General features: G+C 53.6%; 17 protein-coding genes and 1 tRNA gene. 17 read left to right on the plus strand and 1 reads right to left on the minus strand.

Going from position 1 to position 17,155, the window contains the following annotated elements; all coding sequences use genetic code 11:
- The 6 genes from hisI to tatC are packed head-to-tail and all read left to right on the plus strand — an operon-like array spanning position 1 to position 2,571.
- Entirely contained in the window at positions 1 to 390 is a 390-nt protein-coding gene (gene hisI, locus VLV32_09695) for a phosphoribosyl-AMP cyclohydrolase (protein HUL42157.1), read from the plus strand.
- Positions 387 to 719: a phosphoribosyl-ATP diphosphatase gene (locus tag VLV32_09700; protein ID HUL42158.1), complete on the plus strand. Its 333-nt coding sequence runs from the start codon at positions 387 to 389 to the stop codon at positions 717 to 719. The genes hisI and VLV32_09700 overlap by 4 nt, the downstream gene beginning before the upstream one ends.
- Positions 720 to 740: 21 nt before the next feature.
- Entirely contained in the window at positions 741 to 1,100 is a 360-nt protein-coding gene (locus tag VLV32_09705) for a histidine triad nucleotide-binding protein (protein ID HUL42159.1), read from the plus strand.
- A 21-nt stretch (positions 1,101 to 1,121) separates the two neighbouring features.
- Positions 1,122 to 1,355: a Sec-independent protein translocase subunit TatA gene (gene tatA / locus VLV32_09710; protein HUL42160.1), complete on the plus strand. Its 234-nt coding sequence runs from the start codon at positions 1,122 to 1,124 to the stop codon at positions 1,353 to 1,355.
- Positions 1,356 to 1,373: 18 nt separating this feature from the next.
- A complete protein-coding gene (gene tatB, locus VLV32_09715) occupies positions 1,374 to 1,742 on the plus strand; it encodes a Sec-independent protein translocase protein TatB (protein ID HUL42161.1) in 369 nt (122 codons plus the stop codon).
- A gap of 34 nt (positions 1,743 to 1,776) precedes the next feature.
- Positions 1,777 to 2,571, plus strand: a complete 795-nt coding sequence (gene tatC, locus VLV32_09720) for a twin-arginine translocase subunit TatC (protein ID HUL42162.1) — start codon at positions 1,777 to 1,779, stop codon at positions 2,569 to 2,571.
- A gap of 13 nt (positions 2,572 to 2,584) precedes the next feature.
- Here tatC and VLV32_09725 read toward each other — a convergent pair whose 3' ends face one another.
- Positions 2,585 to 3,775, minus strand: a complete 1,191-nt coding sequence (locus VLV32_09725) for a Do family serine endopeptidase (GenBank protein ID HUL42163.1) — start codon at positions 3,773 to 3,775, stop codon at positions 2,585 to 2,587.
- 454 nt (positions 3,776 to 4,229) lie between these two features.
- Between VLV32_09725 and petA the strand changes: the two genes are divergently transcribed.
- From petA to VLV32_09780, 11 genes are all read left to right on the plus strand, one after another.
- Positions 4,230 to 4,832 carry a ubiquinol-cytochrome c reductase iron-sulfur subunit gene (gene petA, locus VLV32_09730; protein ID HUL42164.1) on the plus strand — a complete coding sequence of 201 codons (603 nt, stop codon included), beginning with the start codon at positions 4,230 to 4,232 and terminating at the stop codon, positions 4,830 to 4,832.
- On the plus strand, positions 4,829 to 6,076 hold the full coding sequence (locus tag VLV32_09735) for a cytochrome bc complex cytochrome b subunit (protein ID HUL42165.1): 1,248 nt from the start codon (positions 4,829 to 4,831) through the stop codon (positions 6,074 to 6,076). The genes petA and VLV32_09735 overlap by 4 nt, the downstream gene beginning before the upstream one ends.
- Positions 6,070 to 6,801, plus strand: coding sequence for a cytochrome c1 (locus VLV32_09740; protein ID HUL42166.1), 732 nt, complete (start codon positions 6,070 to 6,072; stop codon positions 6,799 to 6,801). The genes VLV32_09735 and VLV32_09740 overlap by 7 nt, the downstream gene beginning before the upstream one ends.
- Before the next feature lie 59 nt (positions 6,802 to 6,860).
- Entirely contained in the window at positions 6,861 to 7,460 is a 600-nt protein-coding gene (locus VLV32_09745) for a glutathione S-transferase N-terminal domain-containing protein (GenBank protein ID HUL42167.1), read from the plus strand.
- Positions 7,457 to 7,852: a ClpXP protease specificity-enhancing factor gene (locus VLV32_09750; GenBank protein HUL42168.1), complete on the plus strand. Its 396-nt coding sequence runs from the start codon at positions 7,457 to 7,459 to the stop codon at positions 7,850 to 7,852. Before VLV32_09745 ends, VLV32_09750 begins: the two co-directional genes overlap by 4 nt.
- A gap of 51 nt (positions 7,853 to 7,903) precedes the next feature.
- A tRNA-Thr gene (locus tag VLV32_09755) sits at positions 7,904 to 7,979 on the plus strand.
- Between the two features lie 228 nt (positions 7,980 to 8,207).
- Positions 8,208 to 9,374, plus strand: a complete 1,167-nt coding sequence (sucC, locus tag VLV32_09760) for an ADP-forming succinate--CoA ligase subunit beta (GenBank protein HUL42169.1) — start codon at positions 8,208 to 8,210, stop codon at positions 9,372 to 9,374.
- Between the two features lie 42 nt (positions 9,375 to 9,416).
- Entirely contained in the window at positions 9,417 to 10,292 is an 876-nt protein-coding gene (gene sucD / locus VLV32_09765; protein ID HUL42170.1) for a succinate--CoA ligase subunit alpha, read from the plus strand.
- Between the two features lie 570 nt (positions 10,293 to 10,862).
- Entirely contained in the window at positions 10,863 to 12,521 is a 1,659-nt protein-coding gene (locus tag VLV32_09770) for an NAD(P)H-dependent oxidoreductase subunit E (protein HUL42171.1), read from the plus strand.
- A gap of 51 nt (positions 12,522 to 12,572) precedes the next feature.
- Positions 12,573 to 15,377: a formate dehydrogenase subunit alpha gene (gene fdhF / locus VLV32_09775; GenBank protein HUL42172.1), complete on the plus strand. Its 2,805-nt coding sequence runs from the start codon at positions 12,573 to 12,575 to the stop codon at positions 15,375 to 15,377.
- A 134-nt stretch (positions 15,378 to 15,511) separates the two neighbouring features.
- Positions 15,512 to 17,155 (plus strand): formate--tetrahydrofolate ligase (locus VLV32_09780; GenBank protein ID HUL42173.1); only part of this gene is annotated, 1,644 nt, incomplete at its 3' end.

Here is a 17,155-nt window from a genome sequence, read left to right on the forward strand (position 1 = left end):
ATGGCTGATAGCTGGTTAAACAAAGTAAACTGGACGCACGACGGCCTGGTACCGGTGGTGGTTCAGGAAACAAGCGGCGGCAAGGTTCTTATGTTTGCCTGGATGAACCGCGAAGCGCTGAAACGTACCGCAAACACCGGCGAGGCCGTGTACTGGTCGCGCGCGCGCAAAAAATTATGGCGCAAGGGTGAAGAATCTGGTCATGTGCAGAAGGTGAAGGAAATCCGCCTGGATTGCGATCAGGATGTAGTCCTGCTTACCGTTGAACAAATAGGCGGAATTGCCTGCCACACGGGTAGGCACAGTTGTTTTTTCCAGAAATTGCAGAGTGGCAAATGGGTGGTCACCGATGCGGTCATCAAAGACCCGAAGGAGATTTACCCGAAATGAGCGGCGCGGATATATTGGAACGCCTTACCAAGACACTGGAAAACCGCAAAAACGCCAGCCCGGAAGACTCGTATGTGGCGCGACTTTATGCCGGCGCGCCGGAAGTAATACTGAAAAAAATCGGCGAAGAAGCTGCAGAGATTCTGCTGGCGGCGAAAGACGGTGATAAACTACAAATTGTCAGGGAAACGGCCGATCTTTGGTTTCATTGTTTGGTCATGCTTTCATATTACGGAATGACGGCAGATGACGTGCTTCAGGAATTGCGGCGGCGTGAAGGCGTTTCGGGATTAACGGAAAAGGAACAGCGCAAAAAAGGCAAGGACTAGCAATGTGGAAGAGGGGAACAGATGGACAATTGCATTTTCTGCAGAATAGTTAAAGGAGAAATCCCTAGCAGAAAGGTTTATGAGGACGATGAAATTCTCGCTTTTCACGATATCAATCCGCTCGCGCCGGTACACTTCATGTTGATACCGAAGCAGCACGTTGAATCGCTTGCTGATGTCAACCGTGCGCACCAGGGCGTATTGGGGAAAATAATGGCGCTGGCGCCGAAGCTCGCCAAAGAACAGGGTTGCAACGATGGTTTTCGCACAATAATCAACACCGGCAGAGTAGCAAGGCAGGAGGTGTCTCATTTGCATATTCACATTATCGGCGGCCCGGATGTGCTGCCACCTATGCTATACCGTGCCAAGCCGGGGTAGACCTTATCGTAGGAGTTAAACATGGGCTCAATTAGCATCTGGCATTGGTTGATTGTTCTGCTTATCGTGCTCTTGATTTTCGGCACCAAGAAGCTACGCAACATAGGCTCTGATTTGGGGAACGCGGTGAAAGGATTCAAGGAAGGCATGCGCGGCAGTTCAGATGAGGACCAGACCGACAAGCAAGTTCAGCCTCCGGTCACGGGTAAGACCATTGAAGGCGAAGTACAGAACAAAACCCAGACCAAAGCTTGATCTGGGTGACAATGCCCAATGTTTGACGTTGGTTTTTCCGAGATTTTGGTGATCGCATTGGTGGCCCTCATCGTTATTGGGCCAGAGCGATTGCCGAAGGTGGCACGTACCTTGGGGCACCTGTTCGGCCGCTTGCAGCGTTATGTTGCGGAGGTCAAGGCCGATATCGACCGCGAGATGCAAATGGATGAGCTAAGGAAACTCCAATCCGGCATGCAGGATGCGGCGCGCTCACTTGAAAAATCTGTAAGTGACAGCATGCGGGATACCGAAGCGCATATTAAAACAATCGCAGACGACGTGGAGAAGACTGGCGAGCATGCCACACCATTATCCGCGGCGCCCGAAGCGCAGGCGAAGTCCGTTAATCCGCAAAAGCAATCTTAAGTTTGCCGCCAGCCTGGACACATAGAGCTGACCGATGGCCGCTCCAGATACATTCATTTCTCACTTGATCGAGCTGCGAGACCGGCTGCTGCGCTCGATTCTCGCAATAATAATAGTGTTTCTATGCCTTTTTCCCTGGGCTCGAGATATTTATGCGCTGCTCGCGGAGCCGCTGCTTAGGGCGCTGCCCCGCGGCGGGCAGATGATCGCGACCGAAGTAACCACGCCGTTTTTCGTGCCGATGAAGGTGACCCTAATGGCTGCCTTCGTCATCGCGCTTCCGTTTGTGCTTTACCAGTTATGGGCGTTTGTCGCGCCCGGGCTGTACGCCAACGAAAAGCGCCTGGTCGGTCCGCTAATCATAGCCAGTACGTTGTTGTTTATTTGCGGCATGGGATTCGCTTATTTTCTGGTGTTTCCCATGGTGTTCGGCTTCGTGATTCGCATCGCCCCGCAGGGTGTGGCGGTAATGACCGATATCGGCAAATACCTTGATTTCGTGCTTACGATGTTTGTCGCGTTCGGCATCGCTTTTGAAATGCCGGTCGCCGTGGTGCTGCTGGTGAAGATGGGCGTGGTAAGCGTGGCCCAGCTTAAACAGGTGCGGCCCTATGCTATCGTCGGTGCGTTCGTCATCGGTGCGATATTCACGCCGCCTGATGTGGTTTCGCAAATCATGCTCGCGGTGCCGTTGTGGCTGTTGTTTGAAGTGGGGTTAGTGGTTGCGGGGTTTATCAGCAAACCCGGCACGGCTGTGGATGACTACCGACCGCTTACTGAACCTGAAACCGATGATATCGAAACCAACCGTAATAAGCGCGGCAGATAACGGTTAGCCTCTTTTATTGGTCCTCTTCGTCTTGCTCTTCAAGATCCTCGACGCGTGGTTTCGGTCTCTTGCCAACCCTGATTTTGAGCTGCATTTCGGTTTGATTGCGCATCATGGTAAACGCTGCCGCTCTTCCCGGTGTCAGCGCAGCGATCAGGTTGAGCATGCTGCGCGAATCGGTTACCGGTTTGCCTTCGACCGCAAGCAGTATGTCCCCCGGCTTCACCCCGGCCTTGTCAGCAGGGCCTTTTTTTATGACGCCGGCGATTAAGGCCCCGCTAGTGTTGGGTAAATTGAATGATTCCGCCAATTCCCTGGACATGTCCTGCGCTTCAACGCCGATCCAACCACGCGTAACGCTGCCATTCTTGATGATTTGCTCCATCACTTGCTTGGCAACACTGGTGGGAATCGCGAAACCGATGCCTTCGGACCCCCCGGTTCTAGTGTAAATAGCGCTATTAATACCAATCAGATTTCCCGATACATCTACCAGCGCACCGCCGGAATTGCCGGGATTGATCGGGGCGTCAGTTTGGATAAAGTTCTCGAACGTATTGAGACCTAGATTGCTGCGACCAACCGCGCTGATGATGCCCATGGTCACCGTTTGCCCGACGCCGTAGGGATTGCCAATGGCGAGCACCACGTCGCCCACGTTTATTTGATCAGAGCGTCCAAAGGTAATCGCTGGTAAATTCTTCAAGTCTATTTTCAATACCGCCAGATCGGTGTCGGGATCATCCCCGATAACGCGCGGCGTCGCCTTGCGCCCGTCGCTGAGCAGCACTTCGATTTCATCGGCAGCGCGCACCATGTGGGAGTTGGTTAGGATATATCCCTGAGGGCTCACAATTACGCCGGAGCCTAGGCTGGTGCTGCGGTGCATTTCATCGGGACTATCACCGAAGAAATGCCGGAATAAAGGATCGTCAATTAGCGGATGCCGCGGCGTGCGCACTTCTTTGCTAGTAAAAATATTAACCACGGCCGGCATTGCCTTTTTCGAGGCGTAACTGTACGAAGTATTGTTGGCTCTCGGCGAAACGTCCGGCGCCGCTTCATTGAAGGAAACGACGTTGCCACCGCGCCAAGTGGCTGGCAGCAGATCGGGCTTTAAAGTCGTAACCACAAATACGATCGCAAGGCAAACGGTCGTGGATTGGGCAAAAATGAGCCAAAACTTGCGCATCGGAAGCTTCATCGTGCTGAATAAAACGTAATATTATGGCGCAAAATGCGGTCGCACAAAAGCGAATAGTTACGGACGCTCTTTTGCCGCGGCGACAATGCAGACGCCATGTTCGGATGGGGTTCCCGGCTACCCTGACCCGCTTTAAAATCCATCCCGAATCCGCAACATTCGCGGTACCGCGTGGCTCATTATTCTGAAAGTGAGGAAAGTCGAAAAGTATCCGCGATCCCGCGCCGCTTTTACGCGAAGCCGTTTTTGCGCTTCTTTTTCCGCAACTTGGCGGTCAGTTTGACGTTTGAATGCGAAAGTTCTAAATTCACCGCGGTGGTCGCTGTAACTCCCTGGTTCTAAATAATGTTTTGCGCTGTTTCAGTTTTATGCCTGCGTTAAAGCATTTAAATTTCCTTTTGCAATCAGGTAAAATGACCGAGTTTTTACCCATCCGGGAAAAAGGCACCTTTAAATGGCGGATAACAATGAGGTGGACCATGCTAGACGGCGTTTTCTCATTGCAGCGACGACGGCGGTGGGCGGGGTAGCGACAGTTGCAACCGCCGTGCCATTTGTCGCATCCATGATGCCCAGCCAGCGCGCCCTGGCGATCGGCGCGCCGGTTGAAGTGGATATCGGCAAAGTCGAATCGGGCATGAAACTCGACATCGAGTGGCAAAGCAAGCCGGTGTGGATTGTCAATCGCACGAAGGATATGCTCGCTACGCTCCCCACCCTTAGCAACCGCTTGGTTGACCCGAATTCCGAGGTGCCGCATCAGCCGCCATACTGCAAAAATCTTACGCGCTCGATCAAGCCCGAGTACTTCGTGGTGGTTGGAATCTGCACCCACCTCGGTTGCGTGCCGACGTTTAGACCGGAGAAGGCGCCGCCGGATCTTGGCCCTAGCTGGCCAGGCGGTTTTTTCTGTCCCTGTCACGGTTCGCGCTTTGATCTTGCGGGCAGAGTATTCAAAGGTGTTCCCGCACCGACCAACCTGGTGGTTCCGTCCTACCGGTACGTAAACGATACCAAGATTTTGATCGGTGAAAACCCTAAGGCGGCTAAATCATGACGAACAAATTAAGTGCTCTTCTCGGTTGGATTGATGCGCGCTTTCCGCTTACCGCCCTTTGGAAATCCCAGTTGGCAGAATATTACGCGCCAAAAAACTTTAACTTTTGGTATTACTTCGGCTCTCTGGCGCTGCTGGTGTTGGTGATGCAGATCGTCACCGGAATCGTTCTGACTATGCATTACAAGCCGGACTCAAGCTTGGCGTTCGGCTCAGTGGAATACATAATGCGCGACGTCCCGTGGGGTTGGTTAATTCGCTATATGCATTCCGTCGGCGCCTCGATGTTTTTCGTGGTGGTGTATTTGCACATGTTTAGAGCCATGCTTTACGGTTCGTACCGCAAACCGCGCGAGCTGCTATGGATCTTCGGCATGCTCATATACCTGTGCCTGATGGCGGAAGCGTTCTTCGGGTATTTGCTGCCCTGGGGGCAGATGTCATTCTGGGGTGCGCAGGTCATCGTCAACCTGTTCGACGCAATTCCGTTTGTGGGGCCTGACCTGGCGCTTTGGATACGCGGCGACTACGCGATTTCGGATGCCACGCTTAACCGCTTTTTCGCGTTTCACGTAATCGCAGTTCCGCTGATGCTGCTTGCACTGGTGGCGGCGCACGTGATCGCGCTGCACGAGGTTGGCTCGAATAATCCGGACGGCATTGAAATCAAGAAACACAAGGATCCTAAAACGGGAATTCCACTCGATGGCATTCCCTTCCACCCCTATTACACGGTGAAAGATATGCTAGGAGTGGCGGCATTTCTAATTGTTTTCGCGGTCATTGTTTTCTTCATTCCGGAAATGGGGGGGTATTTCCTTGAGAAGAATAATTTTATTCCGGCGAATTCGCTGCAGACGCCGACACATATTGCTCCGCTTTGGTTCTTTACGCCGTTTTATTCGATCCTCCGCGCCAATGTTTTCAACTTCCTTTGGATACCCGCCAAACTTTGGGGCGTGCTGTCCATGGCTATTGCGGTAGTCATCTATTTCTTTTTGCCGTGGTTGGACCGTAGCCCGGTAAAGTCGATCCGCTATCGCGGTCCGATCTACAAGATGGCGTTGACGTTGTTTGTCATTAGCTTTGTGACGCTTGGCTACCTCGGCACATTGCCCGTGGATCCGCTAAGAACGGTGCTGGCGCAAATAGGTACCGTGATCTACTTTCTGTTCTTTTTCCTGATGCCTTGGTACACCAGATTAGATAAAACCAAACCTGAACCGGAAAGAGTGAGATGGTGAAAGGCGTTCTGCTCGCAGTACTGCTGGCCCCGATTATGGCGTTTGGCTCAGAGGAACTCCAGCTGGACACGGCGCCAGTGAACTTGTACGACAAAATATCCCTGCAGCGAGGTGTGCACACCTTTGTCAATTACTGCTTGACTTGTCATAACGCCGAATATATGCGGTACAAGCGACTGGAGGACCTCGGGCTCACCGATGAGCAGATTAAGTATGATCTAATGCTTGCCGTCGCTAAGAGGATCGGTGACCCCATGACGGTGGCGATGGACGGGAAGGACGCCAAGGACTGGTTTGGTGCTACTCCGCCGGACCTTTCCCTTGTCGCGCGCTCGCGCGGCGCTGACTGGCTTTATACCTATCTGCGCAGCTTTTATCGTGATAAGACTACGCATACCGGCTGGAATAATACAGTATTTCCCAACGTCGGCATGCCTCACGTGTTACACGAATTGCAGGGGACACAGGTGCTGAAAACAGAAGTGGAGACCGACGCGCAGGGTCACAAGCACGAGGTGCAACAACTGGTGCTGCAATCACCGGGCACGCTGACCCCGCTGCAGTACGACATGATGGTCGCCGACCTGGTAAATTACTTGGTGTATATGGGGGAGCCGGAGAGGACGTTCCGTATTAAGCTCGGAATTTACGTATTGTTTTATTTGGCTCTCCTATTTGCCGTGACCTACATGCTCAAGAAAGAATACTGGAAGGACGTTCATTAACAACGTCCTGAGCGCGTAAAAAGTTTTTCTCAACAATACCCTGGGCGGCGACAGCAATTATGATGACCTTATATTCCGGAACAACCTGTCTTTTCAGCCACCGCTGCCGTATTGTGCTCTACGAAAAAGGCATGGACTTTCAAATTGTGGATGTCGATCTTTACAACATGCCGGAGGATTTGGCGGTCATGAATCCATATAACCGGGTTCCGGTGCTGGTGGAACGGGATTTGATACTTTACGAGGCGAATATTATCAATGAATATATTGACGACCGTTTTCCGCACCCACAGTTGATTCCCGCCGATCCGGTGATGCGTGCGCGGGCACGATTGTTTCTGTTCCGGTTCGAACTGGAATTGTTTTCGCAAATCGACTCGATTGAGCAGGGCAGCCAGAAAGCGGCAGACAAGGCGCGAGCGGTAATCCGCGACAACTTGATGCAAATCGCGCCGGTTTTTGCAAAGCAGAGGTATATGTTGGGCGAGGAATTTTCCATGCTCGATGTAGCAATCGCGCCCTTGCTCTGGCGGCTTGATCATTACGCCATACAGCTCGGAAAGCAGGCCGCGCCGCTCATGAAATATGCCGAACGCCTGTTCAGCCGGCCCGCTTTTATCGAGGCGCTCACCGCGCCGGAAAGGGTGATGCGCAAGTGAAGCATGTCTCCAGTAAACCTTATCTGATTCGGGCGCTGTACGAATGGTGCGCCGACAGCGGCTTGACCCCTTTTTTATCGGTGCGCGTGAATGAGCGCACTCGCGTGCCGGCTGAATACGTCAAAAACGGCGAAATCGTCCTTAACGTCAGCCAGGATGCAACGCGCAATCTGACCCTGGGCAATGACCTTATCCAGTTTTCCGCCCGCTTCAACGGCGCTTCACGCGAGCTCTCCATTCCAGTTGAGACGGTCATCGGTATTTTTGCCAAGGAGAGCGGGCAAGGCCTGTTTTTCAATGATGTGCCAAGTGCGACAGATCCGCATGGCAATGATGGAAACTCGTCTGCTCCCGCGTCCAACGGAAAACCGCGCCTGCAGATTATCAAATGACCCCGGGGCTGCGTGGTCAATCCACTTTGGTTCCACTATAATCACACGCACGCCGGCATAGCTCAGTTGGTAGAGCAGCTGATTTGTAATCAGTTGGTCGAGGGTTCGAGTCCTTTTGCCGGCACCATTTTTCCCTTTGACTTAAGAAAATGCCTGATGCTCTTCGGCGGTGCCAAGCCGCTATATATTCTTGCGCCAACTGCAACGGTGCGGCGCGCAGTCAATGTGCGGTCATCAGCGGCAATGGACGCCGATGCCGAGGGCTTAGAATAGACATCGTTCATCGTTTAGGCCCGGTTCTGAAAGTCCGCTTGTTTTGATAACGCCGGATACGAGTAAGCGATTAAACTTTCCGATGAAAATTCACGAATATCAGGCTAAGGCAATTCTTAGAAAATACGGCATCGCTACACCCGATGGTGTCCCCTGCTTTTCCGTTGACGAAGCAGTTGACGCGGCACGCGTTCTCGGCGGTCAGTCATGGGTGGTGAAAGCGCAGATTCACGCAGGCGGACGGGGCAAGGGGGGTGGAGTAAAAGTCGCCAAATCGGTGGATGCCGTCAAGCAATTTGCCGAAAAGATTTTGGGAATGCGGCTGGTGACGCACCAAACGGGCCCTGAAGGAAGATTGGTCAAGCGTCTACTTATCGAGAAAGGCGCCGATATAAGAAAGGAATTTTACGTTGCTATGGTCGTGGATCGGGCCTCGCAACGCGCCGCACTCGTCGCAAGCTCTGAAGGCGGGACCGAGATCGAAGAAGTTGCGGCGACCACGCCGCAGAAAATCCAAAAAACAATTGTCGACCCCACGTCAGGTCTGACCGACCAAGACGCCGATGCGGTGGCGCGAAACATCGGAATTCCCGAAGCGGCAGTGTCGCAAGCGCGAGATTCTCTTACCGGGCTGTATAAGGCATTTGATGAAACGGATGCTTCCCTTGCCGAAATCAATCCACTGGTTCTGACCGGCAATAACCGGGTACTCGCTCTGGACGCAAAAATGAATTTCGACGACAACGCACTGTACCGGCACCCCGACATCGCTGCAATGCGCGACCTCGATGAAGAAGACCCAGCGGAAATCGAGGCATCAAAATACGATCTATCGTACATTTCACTGGATGGAAACATCGGCTGTTTGGTAAACGGCGCAGGCCTCGCCATGGCCACCATGGATATCACCAAGCTGTTTGGTGGCTCGCCAGCAAACTTTCTCGACGTCGGTGGCGGGGCGTCTACCGAAAAAGTGACCGAGGCATTTAAAATCATGCTGAAAAATCCCAAAGTCAATGCGGTTCTAGTCAACATTTTTGGGGGCATCATGAAATGCGATGTAATTGCAGAAGGCATCGTATCTGCTGTAAAGCAGATGCATCTTAATGTGCCTCTAGTAGTACGTCTGGAAGGCACCAACGTCGATGCTGGAAAGAGAATTCTTGCCGAATCTGGACTGCCCATCATCTCCGCGACCAATATGGCGGACGCCGCACGGAAGGTCGTTGCCGCCGCGAATAGAACGTAACGAAGCAAACCGCGTGAGGTAGTTGGAAAGGACTTTAGCTTAATGGCAATTTTAATTAACAAAAACACACGCGTCATAACGCAGGGGATTACTGGCAAAACGGGTCAGTTCCATACCCGTCTGTGCCGTGATTACGCGAACGGCATAAGCTGCTTCGTGGCGGGCGTAACTCCGGGAAAAGGCGGTCAGGATTTTGAGGGGATTCCCATATTTAACACGGTGCGCGAAGCAAGTGATAATACTGGCGCTACCGTTTCGGTGATTTATGTTCCCGCTCAGTTCGCAGCCGCGGCGATTGATGAAGCGGTGGAAGCAGATCTCGATTTGGTGATCTGCATCACGGAGGGTATACCGGTGCGCGACATGATCCGCACGCGTAATAAAATGTGTAACAAGAAAACTGTTCTGATTGGCCCGAATTGCCCCGGCGTTATCACACCCGACGAAATTAAGATTGGAATAATGCCGGGGCATATCCACAAAAAAGGCCGCATCGGAGTAGTCTCGCGCTCCGGCACGCTGACCTACGAGGCGGTGGGACAATTGATGGAGCAAGGCCTGGGGCAATCTACCTGCGTCGGCATCGGCGGCGATCCGGTTGGCGGATTTAAACACATTGATGTCATGAAAATGTTCAATGAAGATCCGGATACCGACGCTGTAATCATGGTGGGAGAAATCGGCGGCACCGATGAGGAAGATTGCGCTCGCTGGGTTCGCTCCCACATGGCAAAACCGGTAGTTGGCTTTATTGCGGGAGTCACCGCGCCGCCCGGGAAAAGAATGGGGCACGCAGGTGCCATTATTTCCGGAGGCAAGGGAACCGCCCAGGAAAAGTTGGCCGTGATGGAGGAGTGCGGAATTAAAATTACCCGTAATCCTGCAGAAATGGGCAAGTTGGTGAAATCGGTGCTTTGAAGGCAAGTTTCGGTGCAGGCTAACATTTCGCGAAGCGCAATGTTACGCCGGAACCAAAAGCGCACGGTGATGGAGGAGTGCGGAATTAAAATTACCCGTAATCCTGCGGAAATGGGCAAGTTGGTGAAATCGGTGCTTTGAAGGCAAGTTTCGGTGCAGGAACGCATATTATGAGCCGCGATCGTATGTCGGAGTTAACAGCTAATCATGATACAATGAGCAGTCGGTACTTGCAGTGCTTCGGGAATGAGCAAGTATTCAGAATACGTGTGCAACAAAAGCTCAACCGTTTTCAATAATTGTTTGCGCCAACAGAATATCAGAACCTTGGGCCCCCGCCGGTTTCTAACAAGTAAGCGCGAAAGCTTTGAGAAGGTTGTCGCACATTTGCAATAGGTTTCATATTGCACGGCACTGGCAGCTGTTGTCAGCCGTTCCACGCTGAAAAATATCCGCATGCTTTCGGCGATGTCGCCTGAGTTTATAAATCGGCATTAACGCTGGGCGCGATACCAATGCATTGCATCGCGAGGAATTTTAATGGTGGGAAAGAAATCCGTTGGCGGTCGAATGAAACAACAAGTTGTACGTGGCGCGCCCAAGGGCCGTATTGTAGATCCCGTCGCGTTGGCGGAGGTCCAGGCATTGCTCGGAAATGAATCGCACGGGCGTGACTTGTTGCTAGAGCATTTGCATAAAATACAGGATCAGTACGGCCAAATCTCAGCCGGTCACATTGTGGCATTGGCGTCGGAAATGAAGCTGGCGACCGCCGAAGTTTACGAGGTCGCGACTTTTTACCATCATTTCGACGTCATCAAGGATGGAGAAATCGCGCCTCCTGCTTTGACCGTACGTGTTTGTAATTCGCTTGCTTGTGAAATGTCCGGGGCGCGGCAGCTGATTGCCGAACTCGAGCGTAGCTTGGGTGCGGAGGTTCGAGTAATACCTGCGTCCTGTGTTGGACGTTGTGAGCAAGCTCCGGTGGCGGTAGTGGGGCAAAACCCAGTACCAAATGCAGACGTGAAAGAAGTGCAATCTGCGGTTGCGTCCAAGGCGACTCGATGCGCTGTACCCGCCTACATTGAGTACGATGAATACCGAAAGCATGGTGGCTATCAATTGTTAAGCGACTGCGTGAACGGCAAACACGAGACCGATTCCGTGATTAAGATCATGGAAGATTCGGGCTTGCGCGGCCTTGGGGGAGCGGGCTTCCCCGCCGGCCGCAAGTGGCGCATCGTGCGGGGAGAACCCGCACCGCGTCTGCTGGCCGTAAATATTGACGAAGGTGAGCCGGGCACGTTTAAGGACCGGTATTTTCTGGAACAAGACCCGCATCGTTTCCTGGAAGGCATGCTGGTCGCGGCGTGGGCAGTTGATATTCATGAGATCTATATCTATCTTCGGGACGAATATGCTGGCTGCCGCGAAATTCTTACCAAAGAACTTGCGAGATTAACGGCAAGTGCTCCATGCCGACTGCCGAAAATGCATCTCCGCCGTGGCGCCGGCGCATATATTTGCGGGGAAGAGTCCGCGATGATTGAATCCATAGAAGGCAAGCGTGGCATGCCGCGCTTGCGCCCGCCCTACGTCGCTCAGGTGGGCTTGTTTAACCGGCCAACTCTCGAACACAACATGGAAACACTTTATTGGGTTCGCGATATTCTAGAAAAAGGTGCCGAGTGGTTTTCGTCTCACGGCCGCCACGGACAGAAAGGTTTGCGTTCGTTCTCGGTATCCGGGCGCGTGCAAAAACCCGGTGTCCATCTTGCGCCGGCGGGCATTACCGTGCGTGAGCTGATCGACGAATTCTGCGGCGGAATGCTGGACGGCCACGAATTTTATGCTTACCTTCCGGGCGGGGCATCGGGAGGCATTTTGCCGGCGTCGATGGGTGATATTCCGATGGATTTCGATACTCTTAATGAGTATGGCTGTTTTATCGGGTCAGCAGGCGTGATAATTTTGTCCGACAAGGACAGCGCCGTGGCGGCGGCGCGCAACGTTATGAAATTTTTTTCCGATGAATCGTGCGGTCAATGCACGCCGTGTCGCGTCGGAACCGTCAAGGCCCTGAGGTTGATGGAGCAACCGACGTGGAACAAAACGCTTCTCGAGGAGCTTTCAACAGCGATGGCCGATGCTTCAATTTGTGGGCTTGGACAGGCAGCGCCTAACCCGGTGCGCTGTGTGATCAAGTACTTTGCGCATGAAATTCAGTGAACTAAGATGCATCGTGAGCGCGGCGAGCATACCGCGCTCGCAGCGAGGTAAATGATGAACGCTCCAGTGCTATTACCCGTAAAACCGGAGGCAGTCGAGTTCAAGCTGAACGGCAAAAACGTTACCGGTTTCGGCAATGAAACTATTATTGAAATAGCCGCGCGTCACGGTGTGGAAATTCCGCGCCTTTGCTACAAACCCGGCATGCGCCCGGACGGTAACTGCCGCGTCTGCATGGTCGATATCAAGGGCGAGCGCTTTTTGGCGCCTTCCTGCTGCCGTACACCCAAAAAGGGCATGGACGTATTTTCCGACAACCCGCGAGCGCGTGCCGCGCAGAAAATGGTGCTTGAATTGCTTCTCTCCGATATGCCGCGGCAGTCGTATACCCTCGCCTCCGAGCTTGACTTATGGTCGAGAAAACTCAAAGTGGGCAAGCCACGCTTCGGTCCGCGCCAGCAACCGGCGGCCGACCTTTCACACCCCGCCATCGCAGTAAACCTCGATGCCTGCATCCAGTGCACCCGCTGCCTGCGCGCTTGCCGCGAAGAACAGGTCAACGATGTTATCGGCTATGCGTTTCGTGGAGAGCATTCCAAGATTGTGTTCGATCTTGACGATCCTATGGGCGACAGCACCTGCGTGGCATGCGGCGAATGCGTGCAGGCGTGCCCAACCGGCGCGCTCATGCCCGCTCGGAGCGTGGGGATGCTTTTGCCGGACAAAAGCGTGGATTCAGTGTGCCCGTACTGCGGCGTCGGCTGCCAGCTCACGTACTATGTCAAGGACAAAAAGATTCTTTATGTGCAAGGGCGCGATGGACCGGCGAATCACGCCCGGTTATGCGTAAAAGGCCGCTACGGTTTCGATTACGTAAGTCACAAGCAGCGACTTGCCAAGCCCCTGATCCGCCGGTCGGATTTCCCCAAATCTGCCGACTTACCGATCGATCCCGAGATCGCATTGAAGGCTTTCCGTGAAGCGAGCTGGGAAGAGGCGCTCGATCTTGCAGCCGCTAATCTGCTGAAAATACGCGACCGCGACGGCCCGCGTTCCCTGGCGGGATTCGGTTCTGCAAAAGGGACGAACGAAGAGGCGTATTTATTTCAGAAACTGGTGCGGACCGGTTTTGGAAGCAACAATGTGGACCATTGCACGCGCTTGTGCCACGCTTCAAGTGTCGCAGCGCTGCTAGAAGGTATCGGATCGGGCGCTGTGTCGAATCAGGTCAGCGATGCGTTGAGAGCAGAAGTGGTATTCGTGATCGGGGCCAACCCCACGGTTAATCACCCCGTAGCAGCAACTTGGATCAAGAACGCAGTCAAGAACGGCGCGAAGCTTGTGGTCGCCGATCCCCGCCGCTCAGATCTTGCGCGCCACGCGGCTTACTTTCTGCAGTTCAGGCCTGATACTGACGTTGCGCTACTGAACGCAATGATGCACACCATTATTCACGAAGGGCTGGCGAATGAGGATTTCATCAAGAATCGCACCAGCGGCTTTGCGGAACTGAAAAAAAACGTTGAGGGCTACACCCCGGAAGAAATGGCGCCGGTTTGCGGCATTCCCGCGGCAACGATAAAAGAGGTGGCGAGGCTTTATGCCACGTCGAAGGGATCGATGATTTTCTGGGGCATGGGTATATCCCAGCATGTGCACGGTACCGACAATGCGCGCTGTCTGATTGCGCTTGCGATGCTCACGGGCCAGGTAGGGCGTCCGGGTACCGGACTGCATCCGTTGCGCGGGCAAAACAACGTGCAGGGCGCATCCGACTCCGGTTTGATTCCAATGATGTATCCGGATTATCGGCACGTGGACAATGAGAAGGCACGAACTGATTTCGAAGAACTATGGGGAACGAAACTCGATCCTCAACCCGGACTCACCGTGGTGGAAATTATGAACGCAATTCGCGCCGGAGCAATCCGCGGCATGTATATCATGGGGGAAAATCCCGCCATGTCGGACCCCGATCTCGAGCATGTGCGCGAAGCGCTGGCGCAACTCGAATGGCTTGTGGTGCAAGAGATTTTCTTGACTGAAACTTGTTACCTTGCCGATGTTATCCTGCCGGCTTCGGCATGGCCCGAAAAAACCGGCACCGTGACCAATACGGACCGCATGGTGCAGTTCGGTCGGCAGGCATTGGATCTTCCAGGCGATGCAAGACACGATTTATGGATCGTTCAGGAAATTGCGAGACGCATGGGGCTCAAGTGGAGTTATCCGGAGGGACCAAAGGACGTATTCAATGAAATGCGCAAAGCCATGCCTTCCATTGCCGGCATCACATGGGAGCGGCTTGAGCAGGAGGGCTCCGTAACCTATCCATGCGAACACGAAGGCGATCCAGGTGAACCGGTGGTTTTTACTGATCATTTCCCGACCGAAAGCGGACGAGGACGATTTGTGCCGGCGGACATCATTCCTGCCAATGAACGGCCGGATAGTGATTTCCCGCTGGTGCTGATTACCGGAAGGCAACTGGAGCACTGGCATACAGGAAGCATGACGCGTCGCGCCGGCGTACTCGACGCGATTGAACCCGAACCCGTAGCATCGCTTCATCCACTGGAGTTAGATGCTATCGGCGTGCAGCCCGGGGATGTAATTACCGTTAAATCACGCCGTGGGGAGATTTCGCTGTATGCGCGCGCCGATGATGGCACCCCGCGCGGCGCAGTATTTGTACCGTTTTGCTTCTACGAAGCCGCGGCAAATATACTGACCAACCCGGCGCTCGATCCGTTCGGAAAAATACCGGAATTTAAATATTGTGCGGTTAAGGTAACGCGCGGCGGTCGGAAGCCAAAACACTCAAGTTTTGGCGGCGGACAGATACTCGCCGAATAAACCGCAAATAACTTAACCCGGGTTGCTTTGGGCGCGAGCCGGGCATGGCGAATTAACTGCCACGCGTACTGCGGGTCGTCTTAAGGGTACGCGCGTTGGGGTGGACGATAATCGTTCAAATACGGGGAGGATATATGTTGACCGACATTGAAATCGCGCAAAAAGCCAGAATGCAGCGTATCACTCAACTGGCGAAAGAAAAACTTGGTATCGACGAAGAATATCTCGAGCCGTACGGCCATTACAAGGCCAAACTTTCCCTGGAGTTTGTCGATAGCCTTGCCAAAAAGCCCGACGGCAAGCTGATCTTGGTAACAGCGATAAGTCCCACCCCTGCCGGCGAAGGCAAAACCACCACCACGGTAGGACTCTGCGATGCATTAAACCGCATCGGCAAAAAAACAGTGCTTTGCATACGCGAGCCCAGCCTAGGCCCGGTGTTTGGCATAAAAGGTGGCGCCGCGGGCGGCGGATACGCGCAGGTCGTCCCTATGGAGGACATCAATTTGCATTTCACCGGCGACTTTAACGCGGTCGGGCTTGCCAACAACCTGCTTGCTGCGGCGATCGACAATCATATTCACCACGGTAATGCCCTGGGCTTGGACGCGCGGCGCATTACTTGGCGGCGGGTGGTGGATATGAACGATCGAGCGCTGCGCGAGGTTGTGATTTCCCTGGGTGGGCCGGCTAACGGGTATCCGCGGCAGGATGGATTTGACATCACGGTAGCTTCCGAAGCGATGGCGATTTTCTGTCTTGCCACTTCGCTTAAGGATCTAAAAAACCGTCTTGGCAACATCGTTGTTGGCTACACGCGCGAACAGAAACCCGTGAGGGCGCGCGAACTCAACGTAGACGGTGCAATGACGGTGCTGCTCAAGGACGCCTTGAAACCAAATCTCGTCCAAACCCTGGAAAACAATCCGGCTTTCATCCATGGCGGTCCGTTTGCGAACATCGCGCACGGTTGCAATTCGGTGATCGCCACCAAAACTGCGGTGAAGCTCGCCGATTACGTTGTGACTGAGGCTGGTTTCGGTGCCGATCTGGGTGCGGAAAAATTCATCGACATCAAGTGTCGCAAGGCGGGATTGCGCCCCTCGGCAGTGGTGCTGGTTGCTACTCTACGGGCACTTAAATATCACGGTGGCGTGGATCTCAAAGAGCTTAACAAGGAAAACCTTCCAGCGCTGGAGAAAGGAATCGCCAACTTGGAGCGCCATGTCAGTAACGTGCGTAACCACTTCGGTTTGCCCTGTATCGTTTCCATCAACCATTTCACTTTCGATACCGATGCGGAAATTGACCTCCTCAGAAAAAAAATGGCAGGAAGCCAAGCACCGGTCGTAGTCGCACGACACTGGTCAGAGGGCGGCAAGGGTGCGGAAGAGCTGGCACGTACCGTAGTCGGCATTGTTGACAAGACGCCTGCGGGCTGCAAGTTTGTATACGAAGAATCGGCGCCTCTGTGGGACAAGATGAAGGCCATTGCCACCAAGATTTATGGTGCGGCAGATATCGTGGCGGACGCCAAGGTGCGGGCGCAAATCCAGAGGCTGCAGAATGATGGATACGGCCACTATCCGGTGTGCGTCGCCAAGACCCAGTATTCCTTCTCCACTGACCCCGGCCTGCGCGGCGCGCCCGGTGGTCATGTAATTAACGTGCGCGAAGTGCGCCTTTCTGCCGGTGCTGAATTCGTGGTCATGATATGTGGCGACATCATGACTATGCCGGGACTGCCCAAGGTGCCTGCCGCCGAGAAAATCAATATT

The organism is Burkholderiales bacterium, assembly GCA_035518095.1.
GTDB lineage: Bacteria > Pseudomonadota > Gammaproteobacteria > Burkholderiales > JAHFRG01 > JAHFRG01.